At 71.4% G+C, this 16,690-nt stretch carries 13 protein-coding genes and 1 tRNA gene; 5 read left to right on the top strand and 9 right to left on the bottom strand.

The genetic code is table 11. The annotated features are described in order from the left end of the window. Window position 1 precedes the first annotated feature (1 nt). Window positions 2–649 (top strand): aminodeoxychorismate/anthranilate synthase component II, encoded by a 648-nt coding sequence (locus OHL10_RS11895; protein ID WP_265522435.1) that lies wholly within the window; start codon window positions 2–4, stop codon window positions 647–649. Between the two features lie 122 nt (window positions 650–771). Here the strand turns inward: OHL10_RS11895 and pknB are convergent, their stop codons facing one another. From pknB to OHL10_RS11860, 7 genes are read right to left on the bottom strand one after another with little or no spacing between them, the layout of a single operon-like run. Continuing rightward, window positions 772–2,862 (bottom strand): Stk1 family PASTA domain-containing Ser/Thr kinase, encoded by a 2,091-nt coding sequence (pknB, locus tag OHL10_RS11890; RefSeq protein ID WP_265522434.1) that lies wholly within the window; start codon window positions 2,860–2,862, stop codon window positions 772–774. Further along, on the bottom strand, window positions 2,863–4,518 hold the full coding sequence (locus OHL10_RS11885; RefSeq protein WP_265522433.1) for a serine/threonine-protein kinase: 1,656 nt from the start codon (window positions 4,516–4,518) through the stop codon (window positions 2,863–2,865). Then, entirely contained in the window at window positions 4,515–5,981 is a 1,467-nt protein-coding gene (locus OHL10_RS11880) for a peptidoglycan D,D-transpeptidase FtsI family protein (RefSeq protein WP_265522432.1), read from the bottom strand. The genes OHL10_RS11885 and OHL10_RS11880 overlap by 4 nt, the downstream gene beginning before the upstream one ends. Beyond that, window positions 5,978–7,594: an FtsW/RodA/SpoVE family cell cycle protein gene (locus tag OHL10_RS11875; RefSeq protein ID WP_265522431.1), complete on the bottom strand. Its 1,617-nt coding sequence runs from the start codon at window positions 7,592–7,594 to the stop codon at window positions 5,978–5,980. Before OHL10_RS11875 ends, OHL10_RS11880 begins: the two co-directional genes overlap by 4 nt. Next, window positions 7,594–9,003, bottom strand: a complete 1,410-nt coding sequence (locus tag OHL10_RS11870) for a PP2C family protein-serine/threonine phosphatase (protein ID WP_265522430.1) — start codon at window positions 9,001–9,003, stop codon at window positions 7,594–7,596. Before OHL10_RS11870 ends, OHL10_RS11875 begins: the two co-directional genes overlap by 1 nt. 5 nt (window positions 9,004–9,008) lie before the next feature. Next, window positions 9,009–9,551, bottom strand: coding sequence for an FHA domain-containing protein FhaB/FipA (locus tag OHL10_RS11865; RefSeq protein WP_265522429.1), 543 nt, complete (start codon window positions 9,549–9,551; stop codon window positions 9,009–9,011). Window positions 9,552–9,561: 10 nt separating this feature from the next. Continuing rightward, window positions 9,562–10,269, bottom strand: a complete 708-nt coding sequence (locus OHL10_RS11860; protein ID WP_265522428.1) for an FHA domain-containing protein — start codon at window positions 10,267–10,269, stop codon at window positions 9,562–9,564. A 272-nt stretch (window positions 10,270–10,541) separates the two neighbouring features. On the opposite strand from OHL10_RS11860, the gene OHL10_RS11855 reads away from it, so the two are divergent. Continuing rightward, a tRNA-Leu gene (locus tag OHL10_RS11855) sits at window positions 10,542–10,624 on the top strand. Window positions 10,625–10,918: 294 nt separating this feature from the next. On the opposite strand, the gene OHL10_RS11850 is transcribed toward OHL10_RS11855, so the two are convergent. Then, entirely contained in the window at window positions 10,919–11,353 is a 435-nt protein-coding gene (locus OHL10_RS11850; protein ID WP_265522427.1) for a VOC family protein, read from the bottom strand. Beyond that, the gene (locus tag OHL10_RS11845; RefSeq protein ID WP_265522426.1) at window positions 11,350–12,276 is read right to left on the bottom strand and encodes an AraC family transcriptional regulator; all 927 of its coding nucleotides are present in this window, start codon (window positions 12,274–12,276) and stop codon (window positions 11,350–11,352) included. The genes OHL10_RS11850 and OHL10_RS11845 overlap by 4 nt, the downstream gene beginning before the upstream one ends. A 365-nt stretch (window positions 12,277–12,641) precedes the next feature. Between OHL10_RS11845 and OHL10_RS11840 the strand changes: the two genes are divergently transcribed. From OHL10_RS11840 to OHL10_RS11830, 3 genes are all read left to right on the top strand, one after another. Continuing rightward, the gene (locus OHL10_RS11840) at window positions 12,642–14,201 is read left to right on the top strand and encodes a pectate lyase family protein (RefSeq protein WP_265522425.1); all 1,560 of its coding nucleotides are present in this window, start codon (window positions 12,642–12,644) and stop codon (window positions 14,199–14,201) included. A gap of 109 nt (window positions 14,202–14,310) precedes the next feature. Further along, window positions 14,311–15,303 carry a squalene cyclase gene (locus tag OHL10_RS11835; protein ID WP_265522424.1) on the top strand — a complete coding sequence of 331 codons (993 nt, stop codon included), beginning with the start codon at window positions 14,311–14,313 and terminating at the stop codon, window positions 15,301–15,303. Window positions 15,304–15,361: 58 nt separating this feature from the next. Next, the gene (locus OHL10_RS11830) at window positions 15,362–16,624 is read left to right on the top strand and encodes a hypothetical protein (RefSeq protein WP_265522423.1); all 1,263 of its coding nucleotides are present in this window, start codon (window positions 15,362–15,364) and stop codon (window positions 16,622–16,624) included. The last annotated feature ends 66 nt before the right edge of the window (window positions 16,625–16,690 follow it).

Below are 16,690 nucleotides of genomic sequence, written 5' to 3'. Positions count from 1 at the left end.
GATGGTCCGCATCCTCGTCGTCGACAACTACGACTCCTTCGTCTACACGATCGTGGGGTACCTGGACCAGCTGGGTGCCGAGACCGTCGTCGTGCGCAACGACGCCGTGCCGGACGTCGGGCCTGACGGGCGCTACGCGGACGAGCAGGGACCGTTCGACGGCGTGCTCGTCTCCCCCGGCCCCGGCACCCCCCAGGAGGCCGGGCAGAGCGAGGACGTCATCCGGGCGTGCGCCGCCTCCCGGACCCCGATGCTCGGGGTGTGCTTGGGCCACCAGGCGCTCGCGGAGGTCTACGGGGCGACCGTCACGCACGCGCCCGAGCTCATGCATGGCAAGACCAGCCTCGTCGAGCACGAGGACGTCGGGGTCCTCGAGGGGCTGCCGACGCCGTTCACGGCGACGCGCTACCACTCGCTCGCGGTGATCCGCGAGACGGTGCCCGACCTCCTCGAGATCACGGCCGCCACGAGCAGCGGGGTCGTCATGGCCGTCCAGCACCGCGACCTGCCCCTGCACGGCGTGCAGTTCCACCCCGAGTCAGTCCTCACCGAGGGTGGCCACCGCCTGCTGGCCAACTGGCTCGCGGTCTGCGGCTCGCCCGAGGCCGTGGAGCGGTCCCGAGGGCTCGCGCCGCTCGTCCGCCAGTAGCGGCACGTCCTGCGAAGGCCTCCCGTACCGCGACGAAGGGCCTCTCCCTCACCGGGGAGAGGCCCTTCGTCCGTTCAGCGGTGACGCCCGGTCAGTGGCGCCGTGCGATCGGGTGCGGAGTGTCAGGGGCTCGGGAGGAAGCCGCCGAGGCCGGCGGCGTCTCCGCCCTCACCGTCGCCGTTTCCGCCGCCGTTGTCGTCCCCACCGTTCCCGTTGCCGTTCCCGTTCCCGTTGTCGTCGCCGTTGTCGCTCGGGCCAGGCCCGCTCGAGATGATGAGGCTCACCTCGCTGCCCTCGGGGACCGTTCGGCCTCCGCCAGGGTCGGAGCCGATGACGATGCCGGCCTCGTACTGCTCGCTCTCCTGGCTCTGCGACGTCCCGGCGTTGAGGCCGGCTCCGCCGAGCGCCTCGCGGGCCTGGTCCTCGGTCATCCCGACGAGGTTGGACGGCACGGTCGTCGTCTCGGGCGCACGTTCCTCGGCGACCGTGATCGTCACCGTGGACCGCTGCGGGACGCTCCCGGCGGACGGGCTCTGCGAGAGCACGGTCCCGACCTCCTCGTCGCTCTCCTCCTGCGAGATCTGCGCGTTGAGGTTGAGCTCGGAGAGCGCATCGCGTGCCGCGTCCTGGGACATGCCCCTCAGATCGGGCAGGGTCACGTTGCCGTTCGAGATGAACAGGTTGACGGTCGTGCCGCGCGCGACGGTCTCGTCGGCTGCGGGGTCCGTGCCGGTGACGTTGTTCTGGTCGACGTCGACGCTGTCCTCCGGGGTCACGGATCCGAACTCCAGGCCCGCCTCCTCGAGGAGCTGGCGCGCGCGCTCCTGCGTCTCTCCGGTCACGTCGGGGACCACGGTGCTGTCGGGACCGGCGGAGAAGTACACGGTGACCGTGCTGCCGAGCGCGACGTCCTCTCCCCCCTCGGGGCTCTGGCTGACGAACGTGCCGTCGTCGAGCTCGGACTCCTCGTCGATGAGGGCCTGGAACTCCAGTCCCTCCCCCTCGATGATCTCCCGGGCCTCCTCCTCGGTGACGTCCGCGGAGAGGGTCGGCACCACGACGGTCTCGGGCGGGGCCTCCCGACCGTTCAGCAGGAGCAACGTGACGATCGTCGCGATCGCGACAACCCCCACCGCGATGAGGGTCCACATGAGGCCCTTGCGGGACTTCTTCTCCTCGGGCTCCTCGGCCAGCGGCTCCTCCGGGCCGGCCGGGGGGATCGCGGCCGCGCCGGTCGTGCCCCACGGGGACGCCGCCTGCGCCGGGCTCATGACCTGCGTCGCGTTCTCGACCATCGTCGGCGCGAGCGCCGCGGCGGCGACGGCCGCGCCCACCGCGGGGGCGTTGACGTGCCCACCACGGGCTGCGGCCTCGAGGTCGGCGCGGAACTCCGCCGCGGTGCTGTACCGGTCGGTGCGGTCCTTGGCGAGCGCGTTGAGCGTGATGCGGTCGAGGACCTCGGGCACGTCGGGTGCGAGCTCGCTCGGCGTCGCGGGCGTCTCGCGCACGTGCTGGTAGGCCACCGCCACCGGGGAGTCGCCGATGAACGGCGGCCGCCCGGTGAGGAGCTCGAAGAGCAGGCAGCCCGTGGAGTACAGGTCGCTGCGGGTGTCGACCGTCTCGCCGCGAGCCTGCTCGGGCGAGAGGTACTGGGCGGTACCGATCACCGCGTGGGTCTGGGTCATGGTCGCGGCGGAGTCGGCGATGGCGCGCGCGATACCGAAGTCCATGACCTTGACCGCGCCGGTCGGCGTGATCATGACGTTGGCGGGCTTGATGTCGCGGTGCACGATTCCCGCGTGGTGCGAGTACTCGAGCGCGGCGAGGACGCCGGCCGTGATCTCGATGGCCTCGTCGATGGGGACGGCCTGCCCGTCGCGCAGGATGTCGCGGACCGTGTGGCCCTCGACGTACTCCATGACGATGAACGGCACGTGCGACGTCGCGCCCGCGGCCTCGGTGTGGACGTCCTCGCCCGTGTCGTACACCGCCACGATCGCGGGGTGGTTCAGTGCCGCGGCGGCTTGCGCCTCGCGGCGGAACCGGGCGAGGAAGGAGGGGTCGCGGGCGAGGTCCGAGCGCAGGATCTTGATCGCGACGGTACGCCCGAGGCGGGTGTCGTGGCCGATGTGCACCTCGGCCATCCCACCACGGCCGATGAGCTCACCGACCTCGTAGCGCCCGGCGAGAACCCGGGGAGGAGTGTCCACCACTTAAGCGTCCTTCAGCGTCGTCGGAACCGCGGTGCTGACCGCAGTACTGAGAATCATCCCATTGGGTACCACGTTGTCACCCGTGCCATGGGCAGCAGGGAGCAACGATGTCGTCACGATCTGCTCGCCCAGTGCGTCGGGCTCCGTCCGGTCGGGACGGTTGAGCAGCGTCGCGACGAGCAGGATCAGGAGCAGGCCCAGGAGGGCGAGCAGTGGCCAGGACATGCCCTTGGCCAGCCCGCCGATGCGCAGGCCGGTCGTCGTCGACGTCCGTGCGGGCGTCGGCGACGCGTTCTGGGAGGCACGCCGCCGCTCTGACCGCGTGGCACCGGCCGGCGCCCGGGTGCCGCCCGGCACCGAGGAACCGCCCCGCCCTGGCCGTTCCGGAGCATGCTCGCGGCGGCTCGGGGCACCCGGCCCCTGCTCGCCGGAGTGCTCGGGCCGTTCCGGGCGTTCGGGACGCCGGCCGGCGGGCCGGATCGACGGCGGCCGGGTCCGGGCCTGCCCGTGCATCTCCCGCCGAGGCGGGTAGGTGCGCGACGTCCCGCTCCTGCTCGACGGCGCGGGTCGCTCCCACGGGAGTGCCGCCTCGTGCTGGGGTGCCGGGGACTCGTCGTCGGGCACCTCGTCCGCGGGGGCATCGGCGCGGACGGTCTCAGGGATCGCCATCGAGGTGATGACGGGCTCCACGGGCCGCACCGGGGTCGCGGTGCCGGGCTCCGGCGTGGCGGTGGGGCCGTCGGCGGGCCGGGTCGCACGGCGCGCGCGCCGGGTCGCGGGCTGCCCCTCGGGGTGCGACTCGTCGGTGATCGACGTGGCACCCCAGGGGTCGCGGGCGATGCGGATCGCGAGCGCGTCGAAGGTCTCGGCGAGCAGCCCGGCGCTCGGTGGCCGCCCGGCGGGGTCCTTCGCGAGCATGGTGAGGATGAGCCGGGCGAGGTCGGGGTGGACGCTGCCCGGCAGCGGCGGCACCTGCTCGTTGACGTGCGCCACGGCGATGTCGACCGGCGTGGAGCCCGTGAACGGGCGGTTCCCCGCGACGGACTCGTAGGCGACGATGCCCAGGGCGTAGATGTCGGAGGCGCCGGTGGCGGCCTGGCCGATGGCCTGCTCGGGCGAGAGGTACTGGGCGGTTCCCATGACCATCCCCGCTGCCGTCATCGGCACCTGGTTGGCCGCGAGGGAGACGCCGAAGTCGGTGATCTTCACCTCGCCGGAGCGGTCGAGCAGGATGTTGCCCGGCTTCACGTCGCGGTGCACGACGCCGGCCATGTGCGCGGCCTCGAGCGCGCGCGCCGTCTGGGACAGGATGGGCAGGAGCCGGGCGGGCGGCAGAACGGGCTCACGCTCGAGGAGGTCGGCCATGGGCTCGCCGACCACGAGCTCCATCACGAGGTAGCCGGAACTCTGCTGCTCGCCGTAGTCGTACATCTGGGCGATGTTCGGGTGCGAGAGCGCGGCGCTGTTGCGCGCCTCCGTGCGCAGCCGGTTGAGGAAGTCCTCGTTGCCCGCGTACTCCTCCCGCAGCACCTTGACGGCGACCTCGCGGCCGAGGGCGTGGTCGGTGGCGACCCAGACCTCACCCATCCCGCCGATCGCGACCCGGCGTACGAGCTGGTAGCGGTTCCCGAGCGCAAGGCCCTCGACCGGTCTCATCCGTTCAACACCGCTTCCATGACGGCCTTGGCGATCGGTGCGGCGACGGCGCCGCCCGTCGCCTCGTTGCCGGCGTCGCCGCCGTTCTCCACGATCACCGCGACCGCCACCTGAGGGTCGTCCGCCGGGGCGAACCCGGTGAACCAGGCGTGTGGTGCGGCGTCCGACCGGTGCTCCGCGGTCCCCGTCTTGCCCGCGACCTTGACGCCCGAGATCTGTGCGGCCGTCCCGGTGCCGTTGTCCACGACACCCACCATCATGTCGCGCAGCGCCGACGCCGTACTGGGCGAGACGGACGTGCGCAGGCGCCTCGGAGAGGCCTCCTGCACCACGTCGAGGTCGGGGCTGCGCACCGTCTGGACGGTGTAGGGCGCCATCTGGACACCACCGTTCGCGATGGCGGAGGAGATCATCGCGACCTGCAGGGGGGTGACCCGGACGTCGCCCTGGCCGATCGCGGCCAGCGCCGTGCGGGGTGGGCTGGACTCTTCCGTGCCCTCGGTCGGGAAGTGGCTCGCGGTGACGGGCATCGGGATCTGCAGCCCTTCGTCGAAGCCGAACTCCTCCGCCTGGTCACGCAGGACCTCGTCGCCGAGCTCGACGCCGAGCTCGGCGAAGGCGGTGTTGCACGAGATGCGCAGCGCGTCCGCGAGGGACTGCTCGCCCTCGGGCGAGCAGCGGATCCCGCCGAAGTTGTTCATGACCGAGCTCGACTGCGGCAGCTGGTACTGCTGCGGCGCCGGGATGACGCTCTCGGGTGTCAGGTCGCCGCTCTCGATGGCGGCGGCCGCCGTGACGATCTTGAAGGTCGAGCCGGGCGGGTAGGTGTTGCCGCGGATCGCGCGGTTCGACAGCGGGTTGCCGTCGGCGTTGAGCAGCTCCTGGTAGGCCTCGCGCGCCGCGCCCGTGTCGTGCGTCGCGAGAGAGTTCGGGTCGTAGCTCGGTGTGGAGACGAGCGCGAGGATCTTGCCCGTCGCGGGCTCGATCGCCACGACGGCGCCGCGCTGGTCGCCGAGGGCCTCGTAGGCGGCGCGCTGGGCGTCCGGGTCCACCGTGAGCTCGACCGAGTACCCCTGCGGCTGCTTGCCCGTGATCATCGCGCCGAACCGGTCCAGCCACAGCGCGTCGGCCTGCCCGTTGAGGAAGTCGTTCTCGGTCTGCTCGATCTCGGACATGCCGTTGACGATGGAGAAGAAGCCCGAGACGTGCCCGTAGAGCATGCCGTCGGAGTACTCGCGCTGGTAGCCGTACGGGTCGTCGACCGGGGTGGAGGACGCGATCGCGTCACCCGCGACGACGATGGGACCGCGGAAGTTGCCGTACTCCCGGTAGATGGTCCGCACGTTGCGAGGGTCGTTGTTGAGCTGGTCCGCCTGGACGAACTGGATGTAGGACGTCGAGACCATCAGCGCGACGAACATCACGAGGACGATGCTCGCGACGCGGCGCAGGGGGACGTTCACGGTTCCCTCCGTCCGTCGTTCTCGTCGCTGCCGTGCGGGTCGCGGTCCACGTCGTCCACGCGGACGACCTCCGTCGCGGCGTCGTGGGACGGCGACGGCGGGGGCGGGGGCGGGTCCGCGGCGCGCAGGGGGAGGGACTCCCCGTAGCCCGGCGTCGGTGAGCCGCCCACGGTGGTGGGTGCGTCGTCGGGCACGGCACCGGTCGCGGTCCCCGCGACGACCGGGGTCGGGGCGGCGGCGCGGGCACCACCGGGTGCGACCTGCCCGCGCACGGGCAGCGACGACGGGCGGCGGGCGTTGTCCGAGATGCGGAGCAGCAGCCCGACGATGAGCCAGTTCGCCAGGAGCGACGAACCGCCCTGCGCGACGAACGGCATCGTCAGACCCGTGAGCGGGATGATGCGCGTGATGCCGCCGATGACGACGAAGACCTGCCACGCCATGACGAACGCCAGGCCACCGGCGACGAGCTTGCCGAAGCCGTCACGCACAGCGAGCGCGGTACGCAGGCCACGCTCGACGAGCAGGAGGTACATGAGCAGGATCGCGAGGAGGCCGGTCAGACCCAGCTCCTCGCCGAGCGACGTGTAGATGAAGTCGGAGAACGCGTACGGCACGAGCCGCGGGTAGCCCTCGCCCCAGCCGGTGCCTACGAGCCCGCCGTTGGCGAGGCCGAACAGGCCGCCCACGAGCTGACCCGACCCGCCGGGATCGCGCCCATAGATCTCCGGCTCGAGCGGGGCGAGCCACACGTCGATGCGCGCCTGCACGTGACCGAACGTCGAGGCGGCGAGTGCCGCGCCGCCGGCGAACATCGCGAGACCGATGACCACCCAGCTGATCCGTTCGGTCGCGATGTAGAGCATCGCGACGAACAGGCCGAAGAACAGCAGCGACGTACCGAGGTCGCGCTCGAACACGAGGATCCCGAGCGACGCGATCCACACGATGATCAACGGGCCCAGGTCCCGCACCCGGGGCAGCTGCAACCCGAGGACCTTCTTGCCGGCCAGCGCGAGCGTGTCCCGGTTCGTCACGAGGTACCCCGCGAAGAACACCGCGAACGCGATCTTCGCGAACTCTGCCGGTTGCAGCGACATGCCCGCGACGTTGACCCAGATCCGGGCGCCGTTGATCGTCACGCCGATGAAGGGCAGCAGCGGCATGAGAACGAGTCCGAGGCCCACGATCATCGCGGTGTACGTGTAGCGGCGCAGGATGCGGTGGTCCCGCAGCAGCCAGACCACGACGCACGCCGCGACGATGCCGAGCGCCGTCCACTGCGCCTGGCGGGTGGCAAGGACCTCCGTGCCGCCCCGCTCGAGCCGCGAGAGATCGAGCCGGTAGATCATCGACAGCCCGATGCCGTTGAGCGCCGTCGCGATGGGCAGGATCACCGGGTCCGCGTAGGGGGCCTTGAAGCGCAGCAGCACGTGCGCGCCCAGGCTGAGCGCCGCCAGTCCGCCCGCGTGGAGGGCGAAGTTCTCCGGCAGCTCGTCGGTCACCGTGATCCCGACGATCGCGTACGCACCGATCCCCAGCGCCAGCGCGAGGACCAGCAGGCCCAGCTCGGCCGTCCGTCCCGGGCGCACCTCGGGCTCGACCGGCGCCATCAGGCCACCACGTGCGGCACGGTGCCGGTCTGCGGGCTGGCGTCGGCGGGCTCGTCCGTCGGCTCGTCCGTCGGGTCCTCGGTGGGGTCCTGGGTCGGCGGGGCCGGCTCCTCCGGGGTGGCCTCGTCGACCAGGCGGTCCGCCCGCTCGCGGGCGTCGGCGAGCGACGTCGCGGGGATGGTGTCCTCGAGTCGGTCGACGACGTAGCCCGGGAGGTCGTCGATGCGGGCGCCGGTGAGCTCGATGGGCTGGGAGAGCGTCAGCGGGCCGGCGCTCGCGGGGATACCCCGGAACACGGCGACCTGGCCGTCGGCGATGCCGACGTAGTACTGGCCCTGCGTCCACCGGTAGCCCGCCCAGGACGCCACCGCGACCCCGGCGACGAGCAGCAGGATGCTCAGCGCGGTGAGCCACCGGCGCTTGGGCGGTGCGACGGGCCGGACGTCGGCCTCCTCGGCCTCGTCGTCAAGGTCGTCACCGAGGTCGTCGACGGGGGTGTCGAGACCGTTGCCGACCGATCCCAGGGCGGGGCCCTCCGCGGGCGCGCCGGTCTCGGTCGTCTGCCCTGTCGGGTCGAGGGCGCCGCCCGGCACGGACACGCCCCAGCCCTCGGCGTCTGCCGCTGACCCCACGACCGAGACGCCGTTCGCCACGACGGCCGCTGCGGCGTCTCGCAGCGTGTCGGCGTCGACGACGTCCGCGACGACGACCGTCACGTTGTCGGTGCTGCCCGCCTGCAGGGCGAGCTGGACGAGCAGGTCGGCGCACTCGTCGACGTCGGTGATCTCGACGAGGGTGTGGGCGAGGAGCTCGGGGCTGAGGAACCCGGACAGGCCGTCGGAGCAGAGCAGCCAGCGGTCGCCGGGGTGCGCCTCGCGGATCGACACGTCCGGGGTGAGGTCGACGTCGAAGTCGCCCAGGACGCGCATGACGACGTTGCGCTGCGGGTGGGTCTCGGCCTCGTCGGGCGAGATGCGCCCGGTGTCGACGAGGTGCTGGACGAAGGTGTGGTCGGTCGTGACCTGCGCGAGCTCGCCGTCCCGCAGGACGTAGGCGCGCGAGTCGCCGAGGTGCGCCATGGCGAGCTTGTCGCCCGCGAGCATGATCGCGGTGACGGTGGTGCCCATGCCACCGAGCTCGGGGTCGTGCTCAGAACGGTCGACCAGGTCCTGGCGGGCCTGGTCGATGGAGTGCTCGAGCTCGTGAAGGGCCTCGTCGGGGCCGTGCTCGGAGCCGTCGAGGGGGGCGAGGGCGGCGACGGCGATCGCCGACGCGACGTCCCCGCCGGCGTGCCCGCCCATGCCGTCCGCGACGACGAGCAGGTGCGGGCCGGCGTACCCGGAGTCCTGGTTGTTGGATCGCACGAGGCCGACGTCGGAGCGCGCCGCGTAGCGCAGGGCGATGTTCACGGGCGCTACCTCTGCAGTTCCACGACGCTCTGACCGATCCGCACGCCGACTCCCGGCTGGAGCTGGTTCACCCCGGAGAGTCGCTGCTCGCCGATGTACGTACCGTTCGTCGAGCCGAGGTCCTCCACGTACCAGGCACCGGCCTGCGGGAAGATCCGTGCGTGTCGCGACGAAGAGTAGTCGTCGTCGAGGACGAGCGTGCAGCTCGGTGCCCGGCCGATGAGGATCGACGACGTCGAGAGCGGGATCGTCGTGCCGCGCAGCGCGCCCGCGACGACCACCAGACGGGTGGGTTCGTTCGACGACGCGGCGGGTGCCGCGGGCGCCGTGCGGGCCGGGGCCTGCGCGGGTGTCGGGGCCGAGGCGGGGCCGGCTACCTGTGCGCCGGCTGCGGAGCCGCGGCCCGGTCGCGGGTCGCCCCGCTTGCGCCGCGACATCCGGCGGGTGCCGTAGAGGTCGCTGCGCAGCACCCCGATCGCGGAGAACACGAACACCCAGAGCAGGACGAGGTAGCCCAGCCGCAGCAGGGTGAACGTCAGTTCGCTCATACCGGGGAGATCACCACTCCTCGTTGTCGGACGCGCCGGTCCAGAACATGATGCGGGTCCGACCGATGGTCAGGCTGTTGCCGTCCAGGAGAGTGGCCGCGGGGACCTGGTGCCCCTCGACGTAGAGCCCGTTCGTCGAGCCCATGTCGCTCGCGATCACCCCGTCGGGGGTCACGCGGATCTCCAGGTGGCGGCGGGACACCCCGGGGTCGTCGACGACGATGTCGGCCTCGGAGCCGCGCCCGATCACCGTGACCGGCCCGGTCAGCAGGTAACGCTGCCCGTCGATGTCGACCAGGGGGTGGCGGGTGCTGGGAGCCGACGACGTCGCCGGAGCGACGCTGCCCCGCACGCTCGCGGACCGGACCTGGAAGCGGCCCGGGTCCAGGGTGTCGTGCTGCTCGAAGCTCACGCTCACGGGGCCGACGAACGCGTAGTGCTGCGACGCCGCATACTCCGTGACGTTGGACGCCAGCTCGTCGGCGAGCGTCTCCGCCCCCCACCCCTCGACCTGCGCGAAGTCGTCGGGCGAGAGCTCGATCGTGAACTCGTTCGGCGCGACCGTCCGGTCACGGCCGACGACGGCGGCACGGTCGTCCAGCTCGCGCCGCAGCGCGCTCGCCAGCTCGACAGGCTTGACCTCGCTGCGACCCACCTTCGCGAACGCGTTGTTCACGACGCGTTCGACACCCTTCTCGAAGCGGTCCAGGACTCCCATGCCACCTCCTTCCGCACACGTTGCTCGGCTACCTTGTTCTTCCGCAGCACCGGCAGATGTACCGGGGCCGTGCGGGCAGACTACCTAGATCGTATCGACCTGGAGCGCAGCGACGCCCCCGTTGTGTGGATGTTGTCCGGTGGAGCACGAGGAGATCACGTGCACGTCAGGTGCCAGGTGGTGATTCAGGGCTCGTCGGGGCGGCCGATGACCAGCACCGTTCCGCTGCGGTTCCAGGGCGGGGGTCCGCCCGTGCTAGTCTTCTGCGGCACGCGCGAGTGGCGGAATGGCAGACGCGCTGGCTTCAGGTGCCAGTGTCCGAAAGGGCGTGGGGGTTCAAGTCCCCCCTCGCGCACGTGAAGAGGGTTTCGACTTCTGAGTCGGAAGATCTTCGGAAAGTCCCGGTCAGGTGATCCTGGCCGGGACTTTCTGCGTTCCTAGGCGGCGCGAGGTGGCGGCGCGAGGTGATGGACGACGGCGCCCTCGGAGGATAGCTGCGTCTCGCCGGCGGGCTGGAGCAGGTGACGCTGGAACGGGCCGTCGAAGCATGGCTGCGCCGTTGTAGCCGTCGAGCGTCGTGGCCACGGAATGCACGAGCTGGCGCGTGCGGCCCTCGCCTCGGTTCGGGTGAGCAGCCTCGACAGTCCGGTCAGATGCTGTCCGTCGGTGACGGCGTGGGTCGGGTGGGTTCGCCGCGATAGGTGCCGAAGGACCACAGGTTGCCCTCCGGGTCGGCACAGGAGAACGTGAGGCCACCGTAGTCGGGGCTGCTCAGCGGTTGGACGATCCGCGCCCCGGCGGTGACCGCACGGTCGTGGATCTCGTCGATTCTCTCGGTCACCACGTAGACCCCGGAGGTTCCGGGCCGCAGTGTCCACGGAGTGTCGGGCCTGTCGCTCCCCAGCATGACTCCGCCGCCTTCGGGCCAGATCAGCTCGGCGTGCTGGACGAGATCTCCCTCGGCGTGCACCGCCGTGGCCGTGAAGCCGAAGACCGTGGTGAGGAAGTCGATCAGGGCGTGCGCGTCGCGGGCGCGGAGCGTCGGCCAGACGCTCGGGGCCGGAGCTTCGTCTGCAGTCGTCATGGCACCACCGTGCCTCGCCGACCACCGGGAGGGCTTGAACGTTTCGGCGGTGCGCCGGGCTCGCGGTAGCCGTCAGCGGAGAGGGTGCTGATCTCCTCGGCCAGCCAACGCGACGGGCTGGTCCCGACCAGAGAAGCGAAGTCGCGCGTCAGATGGGCCTGGTCGGCGAACCCGCACCGCGCCGCGATGTCGGCGAGCCCGACGCTCTCGCCCCGAGCGACGCGTCGGGCGATCGCCTGCTTCGCCTGCTGGAGCCGGAGCAGGCGGTTGAACCGCTTCGGTCCGACGCCGAGCTCCCCGGTAAAGACGGCGTTCAGCTGGCGCGGGCTGAGCAGCACATGCTCGGCGAGGGACGAGATCCGACCGGCGCCCCGGTGCCGCACGAGCCAGCTCCAGGCCTCCACGACCTCGGTTCGCACCGCTGGCCGGTCTGCGGCGCGGTCCACCCGGTCGCGGAGGAAGCGGTGGACCAGCGCGAAGCGCTCGGCCCAGTCGGGGTTCTCGATGAGTCGGTTGCGAAGCACGGTGATCTCCGGCCCGCCCACGTCGTTGCCGTCGAACGTCCGGTGGGACAGCTCCGCGGCCGGCACGCCGAAGACCGTCCGGGCGGCCGTCGGGTGCACCGCGATCTGGATGCCGGACTGCGCGGGCGGTTGCCAGACGTACGCGGGTTCCGTGTGCAGTCCGGCCGCGACGACGTCGACCCGGGTGGCCGCTCGCCCAGCGGCCTCCTCGACAGACCAGCCGGTGACCACGGGCTCGTCGAAGGAGATGACGAACGTCAGGTGCGGCGACGGTAGCCCGCGGTGGATCGATCGTCCGACCCCGTGGGCGGCGTACCCGACGACGGAATCGACGACCCCTGGCATCAGGCAATCGGCACGCCAGAACCCCCACTCGGGAACGTCGGCAGTGCTCGCCATGCACTCCAGCGTGTCACCCGGGTCGCGAGGAGGCCAGTGGTTTCTCGGTCGATGATCACCCGTGCAGGACGCTCTGCCAGGCGTCCCGTCCCCGGCGAGATCCGGCGAACTCCCAGCGCTCCAATCTCGTTTCGAGGGGGTTGTGCTCCGAGAAACCGGTCTCTATGATGCGGGAAACCGGTTACTCGCGATGAATGTCGTATGTGAGCGTTTCGCGTCAGAGTCGACGTGAGCCCGAGAACCCCGTCGGCAGGGAGGCATCGACGGGGCCACCGCGACGACCGGTCCGTGCAGCCCTCTCGGCCATCGCCGAGGCGCGCGCGGGACACGCATTGCCCGACGTCAACGACGAGAGTGAGGCAACGATGAGACGACCAGTCGCACGACGACTCTTCGCAGCGGGGGCCGCCATGGCCCTGGCGACGACCATGGGCGTGACCGCCCTGGCGATCCCTGGGGCCCAGGCCGCCACCGGCAGCGCCACGGGGTTCGCGTCCCAGAACGGTGGCACCACCGGTGGGGCGGGCGGCCAGACCGTCCGGGCCACCACGGGTACCGCGATCCACGCGGCCCTGTGCAACCGGGCCAGCAGCAGCACCCCGATCACCATCCAGGTCGAGGGCACCATCAACCACGGCAACACGAGCAAGGTCTCGGGCCCGTCCTGCAACACCGCGGACGACGTCATCGAGCTCAAGCAGATCAGCAACGTCACGCTCGTCGGGGTCGGCAACGGTGCCGTGTTCGACCAGCTGGGCATCCACATCCGTGAAGCCAGCAACATCATCATCCAGAACGTCACGGTCCGGAACGTCAAGAAGTCGGGCTCCCCCACGTCCAACGGCGGTGACGCGATCGGCATGGAGAGCGACGTGCGCAACGTCTGGGTCGACCACGTGACCCTCGAGGCGTCCGGCGGGGAGTCGGACGGCTACGACGGCCTGTTCGACATGAAGAACAACACCCAGTACGTGACGCTGTCCTACAGCATCCTGCGCAACTCCGGACGCGGCGGCCTCATCGGGTCGAGCGAGAACGACCGCTCCAACGGGTTCGTCACGTTCCACCACAACCTCTACGAGAACATCGACTCCCGCGCCCCGCTGCTGCGCGGCGGCGTCGCGCACATCTACAACAACCACTACGTCGACCTGAACTCGTCGGGCATCAACTCGCGCGCCGGGGCGCGGGCGAAGGTGGAGAACAGCTACTTCGAGGACTCCAAGGACGTCCTCGGCACGTTCTACACGAGCGAGGCCGGCTACTGGCAGGTCAGCGGCAACATCTACGACAACGTCACGTGGTCCAGCCGCAGCGGGGACACCAACCCCGCCGGGCCCAACCCGACCTCCACCACCACGGTCGCGATCCCGTACTCGTACACGATGGACGCGGCGAGCTGCGTGCCGAACATCGTGCGCCAGACGGCGGGGGCCGGCACGAACCTGCGGGTGTCCGACGGTTCGTGCTCGCCGCAGAACCCCGGCCCGACGCCGGACCCGGGCCCGACGCCGGACCCGGGCCCGACGCCGGACCCCACGCCCGACCCCGACCCCAGCGGGCAGAACCTCAGCATCGGCGCGGGCGCCGACGGCTCGAGCAAGGGTGGCGGGACCAGCTACGGCGCCGTCGTCGACGACTCGATGAGCACCTACTGGTCACCGAGCGGGACCACCGGACGCATCTCGGTCAAGTGGGGCACGGACACGACGGTCTCACGCGTGACGGTGCGTGAGGCCACGGGCGCGGTCGGCAACCTCCGCGCGTGGCGGGTCGTGAACAACGACACCGGCGCGGTCCTGGCCACCGGAACCGGCGCGGGGAGCCTCACGTTCCCGGCGACGACGCTGCGCAAGGTCGACGTCGAGATCACCAGCGCGACCGGCACGCCGCGGGTCGCCGAGATCGAGACCTACGCCGGATAGCGGCACCAGTCGTCGACGGCCGCGGGCAGCGCCCCGCTCGCGGCCGTCGGCCGGTGAGCGTCGGCCGGTGAGCAGGCGCACCACACCGTGCCGGTCGTACGCTCGGCTCATGGGGGACCGACAGCTCGTCGACTGGCTCCTGGACACCGACCCGGCGCTGCGGTGGCAGGTCGAGCGCGACCTGCTGCACGCGCCGCCCGAGGTGTGGCAGGAGACCCGGGCCCGGGTCGCGACGGAGGGCTTCGGCGCCCGGCTGCTCGCCCTGCAGGACCCCGACGGGCAGTGGGCGGGCGGTGCGTTCTTCCCGGGCGACTTCGACTTCACCGGGCCCGAGGCGCAGGTCGGCGCCGGTCAGCCGTGGACCGCGACGACCTGGTCGCTGAACTCGCTGCGCGAGTGGGGGCTCGACCCGGCGCCGCTGCGAGAGCGTGGCACGGCCGAGCTGCTCGCGGCGAACAGCCGCTGGGAGTACGACGACCTCCCCTACTGGGGCGGCGAGGTGGACTGCTGCATCAACGCGTGGACGCTCGCCAACGGGGTCTGGCTCGGGGCCGACGTCGACGCTCTGCGCGCCGAGATCCTGCGGCTGCGGATGGCGGACGGCGGGTGGAACTGCGAGTGGGTCGAGGGATCGGTGCGGTCGTCGTTCCACTCGACGCTCAACACGCTCAAGGGCCTGCTGTACGACGAGATGACGACGGGCGGGAGCGACGAGACGCGCGCCGCACGACGGTCCGGTGAGGAGTACCTCCTACGTCGCGGACTGTTCCGGCGCCTGTCCACCGGCGAACCGGTGGCGCCGTGGGCGCTGCGGTACGTCTACCCGTTCCGCGCGTACTACACCGTGCTCAACGCGGCCGTGTACTTCCGGCAGGCGGCGCTGCTCGACGGGACGCCGCCGGACCCGCGCATGGCCGACGCCATGGAGCTCGTCCGCGCCGCGCGCACACCCGACGGGACGTGGGTCCAGGAACACCGGCTCCCGGGACGCGTGTGGTTCGAGGTGGACGTCCCGCCCGGCGAGCCGTCCCCGTGGCTGACGTTCTACGGGACGCTCGTCCTGCGCTGGTGGGACGACCACCAGGACTCCTGGCCGGGGTGACGCCGGACGCAGACGCCCGGGACAGGGTCTTGTCGGCCTCTTGAAACGATGCAACGATGTGAATGTCCCAAACCCGACGAAGGGCGACATCGTGCACAACGACGTGACGAATCACCTGCGACCCGCGACCGGACCGGCAGCGGCCCGCTCGCACGGCAGATCGAGACCCCGGACCCGACCCCGCCTGCGCACCGCCGCGCTGACGGCGCTGGTGTCCCTCGGCCTCGTCGCACCCGGGGTCGTACTGGCACCGGCGAGCCAGGCCAACACCGGCACGAGCTGTACGGGCTCGACCGTGCACGGCGCGGCCGTCCAGGACGGGAGCACCTGGCGCGCCTTCCGCGGCACGACACAGCTGTACAGCGGCGGCGACATGCTCACCGCCATCAACACCGCGATCGGTGGGCTCGACGCCGGCCGGACGAGCAAGCAGCGCGTCGTCGTCAACGGCTCGGGCACGATGAGCGCGAACTCCCGCATCACCCTGCCGAGCTACACGACGCTCGAGTCGTGCGGCACGATCCACGTGACGGGCAGCGGCTCGGGCAACGTCGCCGGCGTCTACATGCGCGGCGCGACGGACATCGAGGTCGCTCGCCTCGCCCTGACGGGCACACCCGTCTACGGCATCTTCGCGCGCAACGTGGACAACCTGCGCCTGCGTGACATCGACATGCGGCTCAGCGGCGGCGGCATCGGCGTCCGTATCGACAACCACGGCGACACGAGCCGCTACGCGCGGAACATCACCATCAACTCGGCGTACGTCTCCGGCTCCGGGTCGCACGGCGTCGAGACGTACGGCGTCGACGGGCTCACGGTCGGGACCGTCACGGCCCGGAACGTCGGAGGGTCCGGGCTGCTGCTCAACCAGACGATCAACGCGACCGTCGGCACCGTCGACGCGGTGAACGCGGGCGCCGGCACCGGGTACGCGGCGCTGCGGCTCGCCAACCGGGCCGGGCGCGTCGGGTCGAGCTACCCGACGAACATCCAGGTGGGCACGGTGCGCGCGAGCAGCGGCGGGCGCGGCATCTTCTGCGTCTCCGAGAGCGGTGGCCTGCGCATCAACCGCGTCGAGATCTCCGGGACGGGCAACAACCCGGTGCTCCTCGAGAACTGCTACAACGTCAGCCTCGCGACGTCGGGCGGCACGATCTCCGGTGGCGACGTCCGGCTCGCCGCGCGGTCGGAGTTCCCGGGCAACCGAGACATCGTGCTGGAGAACCTCACCCTGACGTCGGGTGCGCGCGTCGTCGAGAACCCGTGCACCACCAACCTCACGATCCGCAACGTCTCCGGGCCCGTCGTCCGGTGCTGACCTGACGCGCGCACAGCCGGTGCGGCTCACCGGCTGTGCGCGCTTCACCGTTGACCCCGAGCAGCT

The sequence above is a fragment of the Oerskovia flava genome, from assembly GCF_026163685.1.
Taxonomy (GTDB): domain Bacteria; phylum Actinomycetota; class Actinomycetes; order Actinomycetales; family Cellulomonadaceae; genus Oerskovia_A; species Oerskovia_A flava.
This window is presented reverse-complemented; position numbering and strand designations above follow the sequence as displayed.

Excerpts from the sequence above, each read along its gene's own strand:
- OHL10_RS11895 (WP_265522435.1), top strand. The coding sequence starts at position 2 with ATGGTCCGCATCCTCGTCGTCGACAACTACGACTCCTTCGTCTACACG.
- OHL10_RS11885 (WP_265522433.1), bottom strand. The coding sequence starts at position 4,518 with ATGAGACCGGTCGAGGGCCTTGCGCTCGGGAACCGCTACCAGCTCGTA.
- OHL10_RS11875 (WP_265522431.1), bottom strand. The coding sequence starts at position 7,594 with ATGGCGCCGGTCGAGCCCGAGGTGCGCCCGGGACGGACGGCCGAGCTG.
- OHL10_RS11865 (WP_265522429.1), bottom strand. The coding sequence starts at position 9,551 with ATGAGCGAACTGACGTTCACCCTGCTGCGGCTGGGCTACCTCGTCCTG.
- OHL10_RS11860 (WP_265522428.1), bottom strand. The coding sequence starts at position 10,269 with ATGGGAGTCCTGGACCGCTTCGAGAAGGGTGTCGAACGCGTCGTGAAC.
- OHL10_RS11850 (WP_265522427.1), bottom strand. The coding sequence starts at position 11,353 with ATGACGACTGCAGACGAAGCTCCGGCCCCGAGCGTCTGGCCGACGCTC.
- OHL10_RS11845 (WP_265522426.1), bottom strand. The coding sequence starts at position 12,276 with ATGGCGAGCACTGCCGACGTTCCCGAGTGGGGGTTCTGGCGTGCCGAT.
- OHL10_RS11840 (WP_265522425.1), top strand. The coding sequence starts at position 12,642 with ATGAGACGACCAGTCGCACGACGACTCTTCGCAGCGGGGGCCGCCATG.
- OHL10_RS11835 (WP_265522424.1), top strand. The coding sequence starts at position 14,311 with ATGGGGGACCGACAGCTCGTCGACTGGCTCCTGGACACCGACCCGGCG.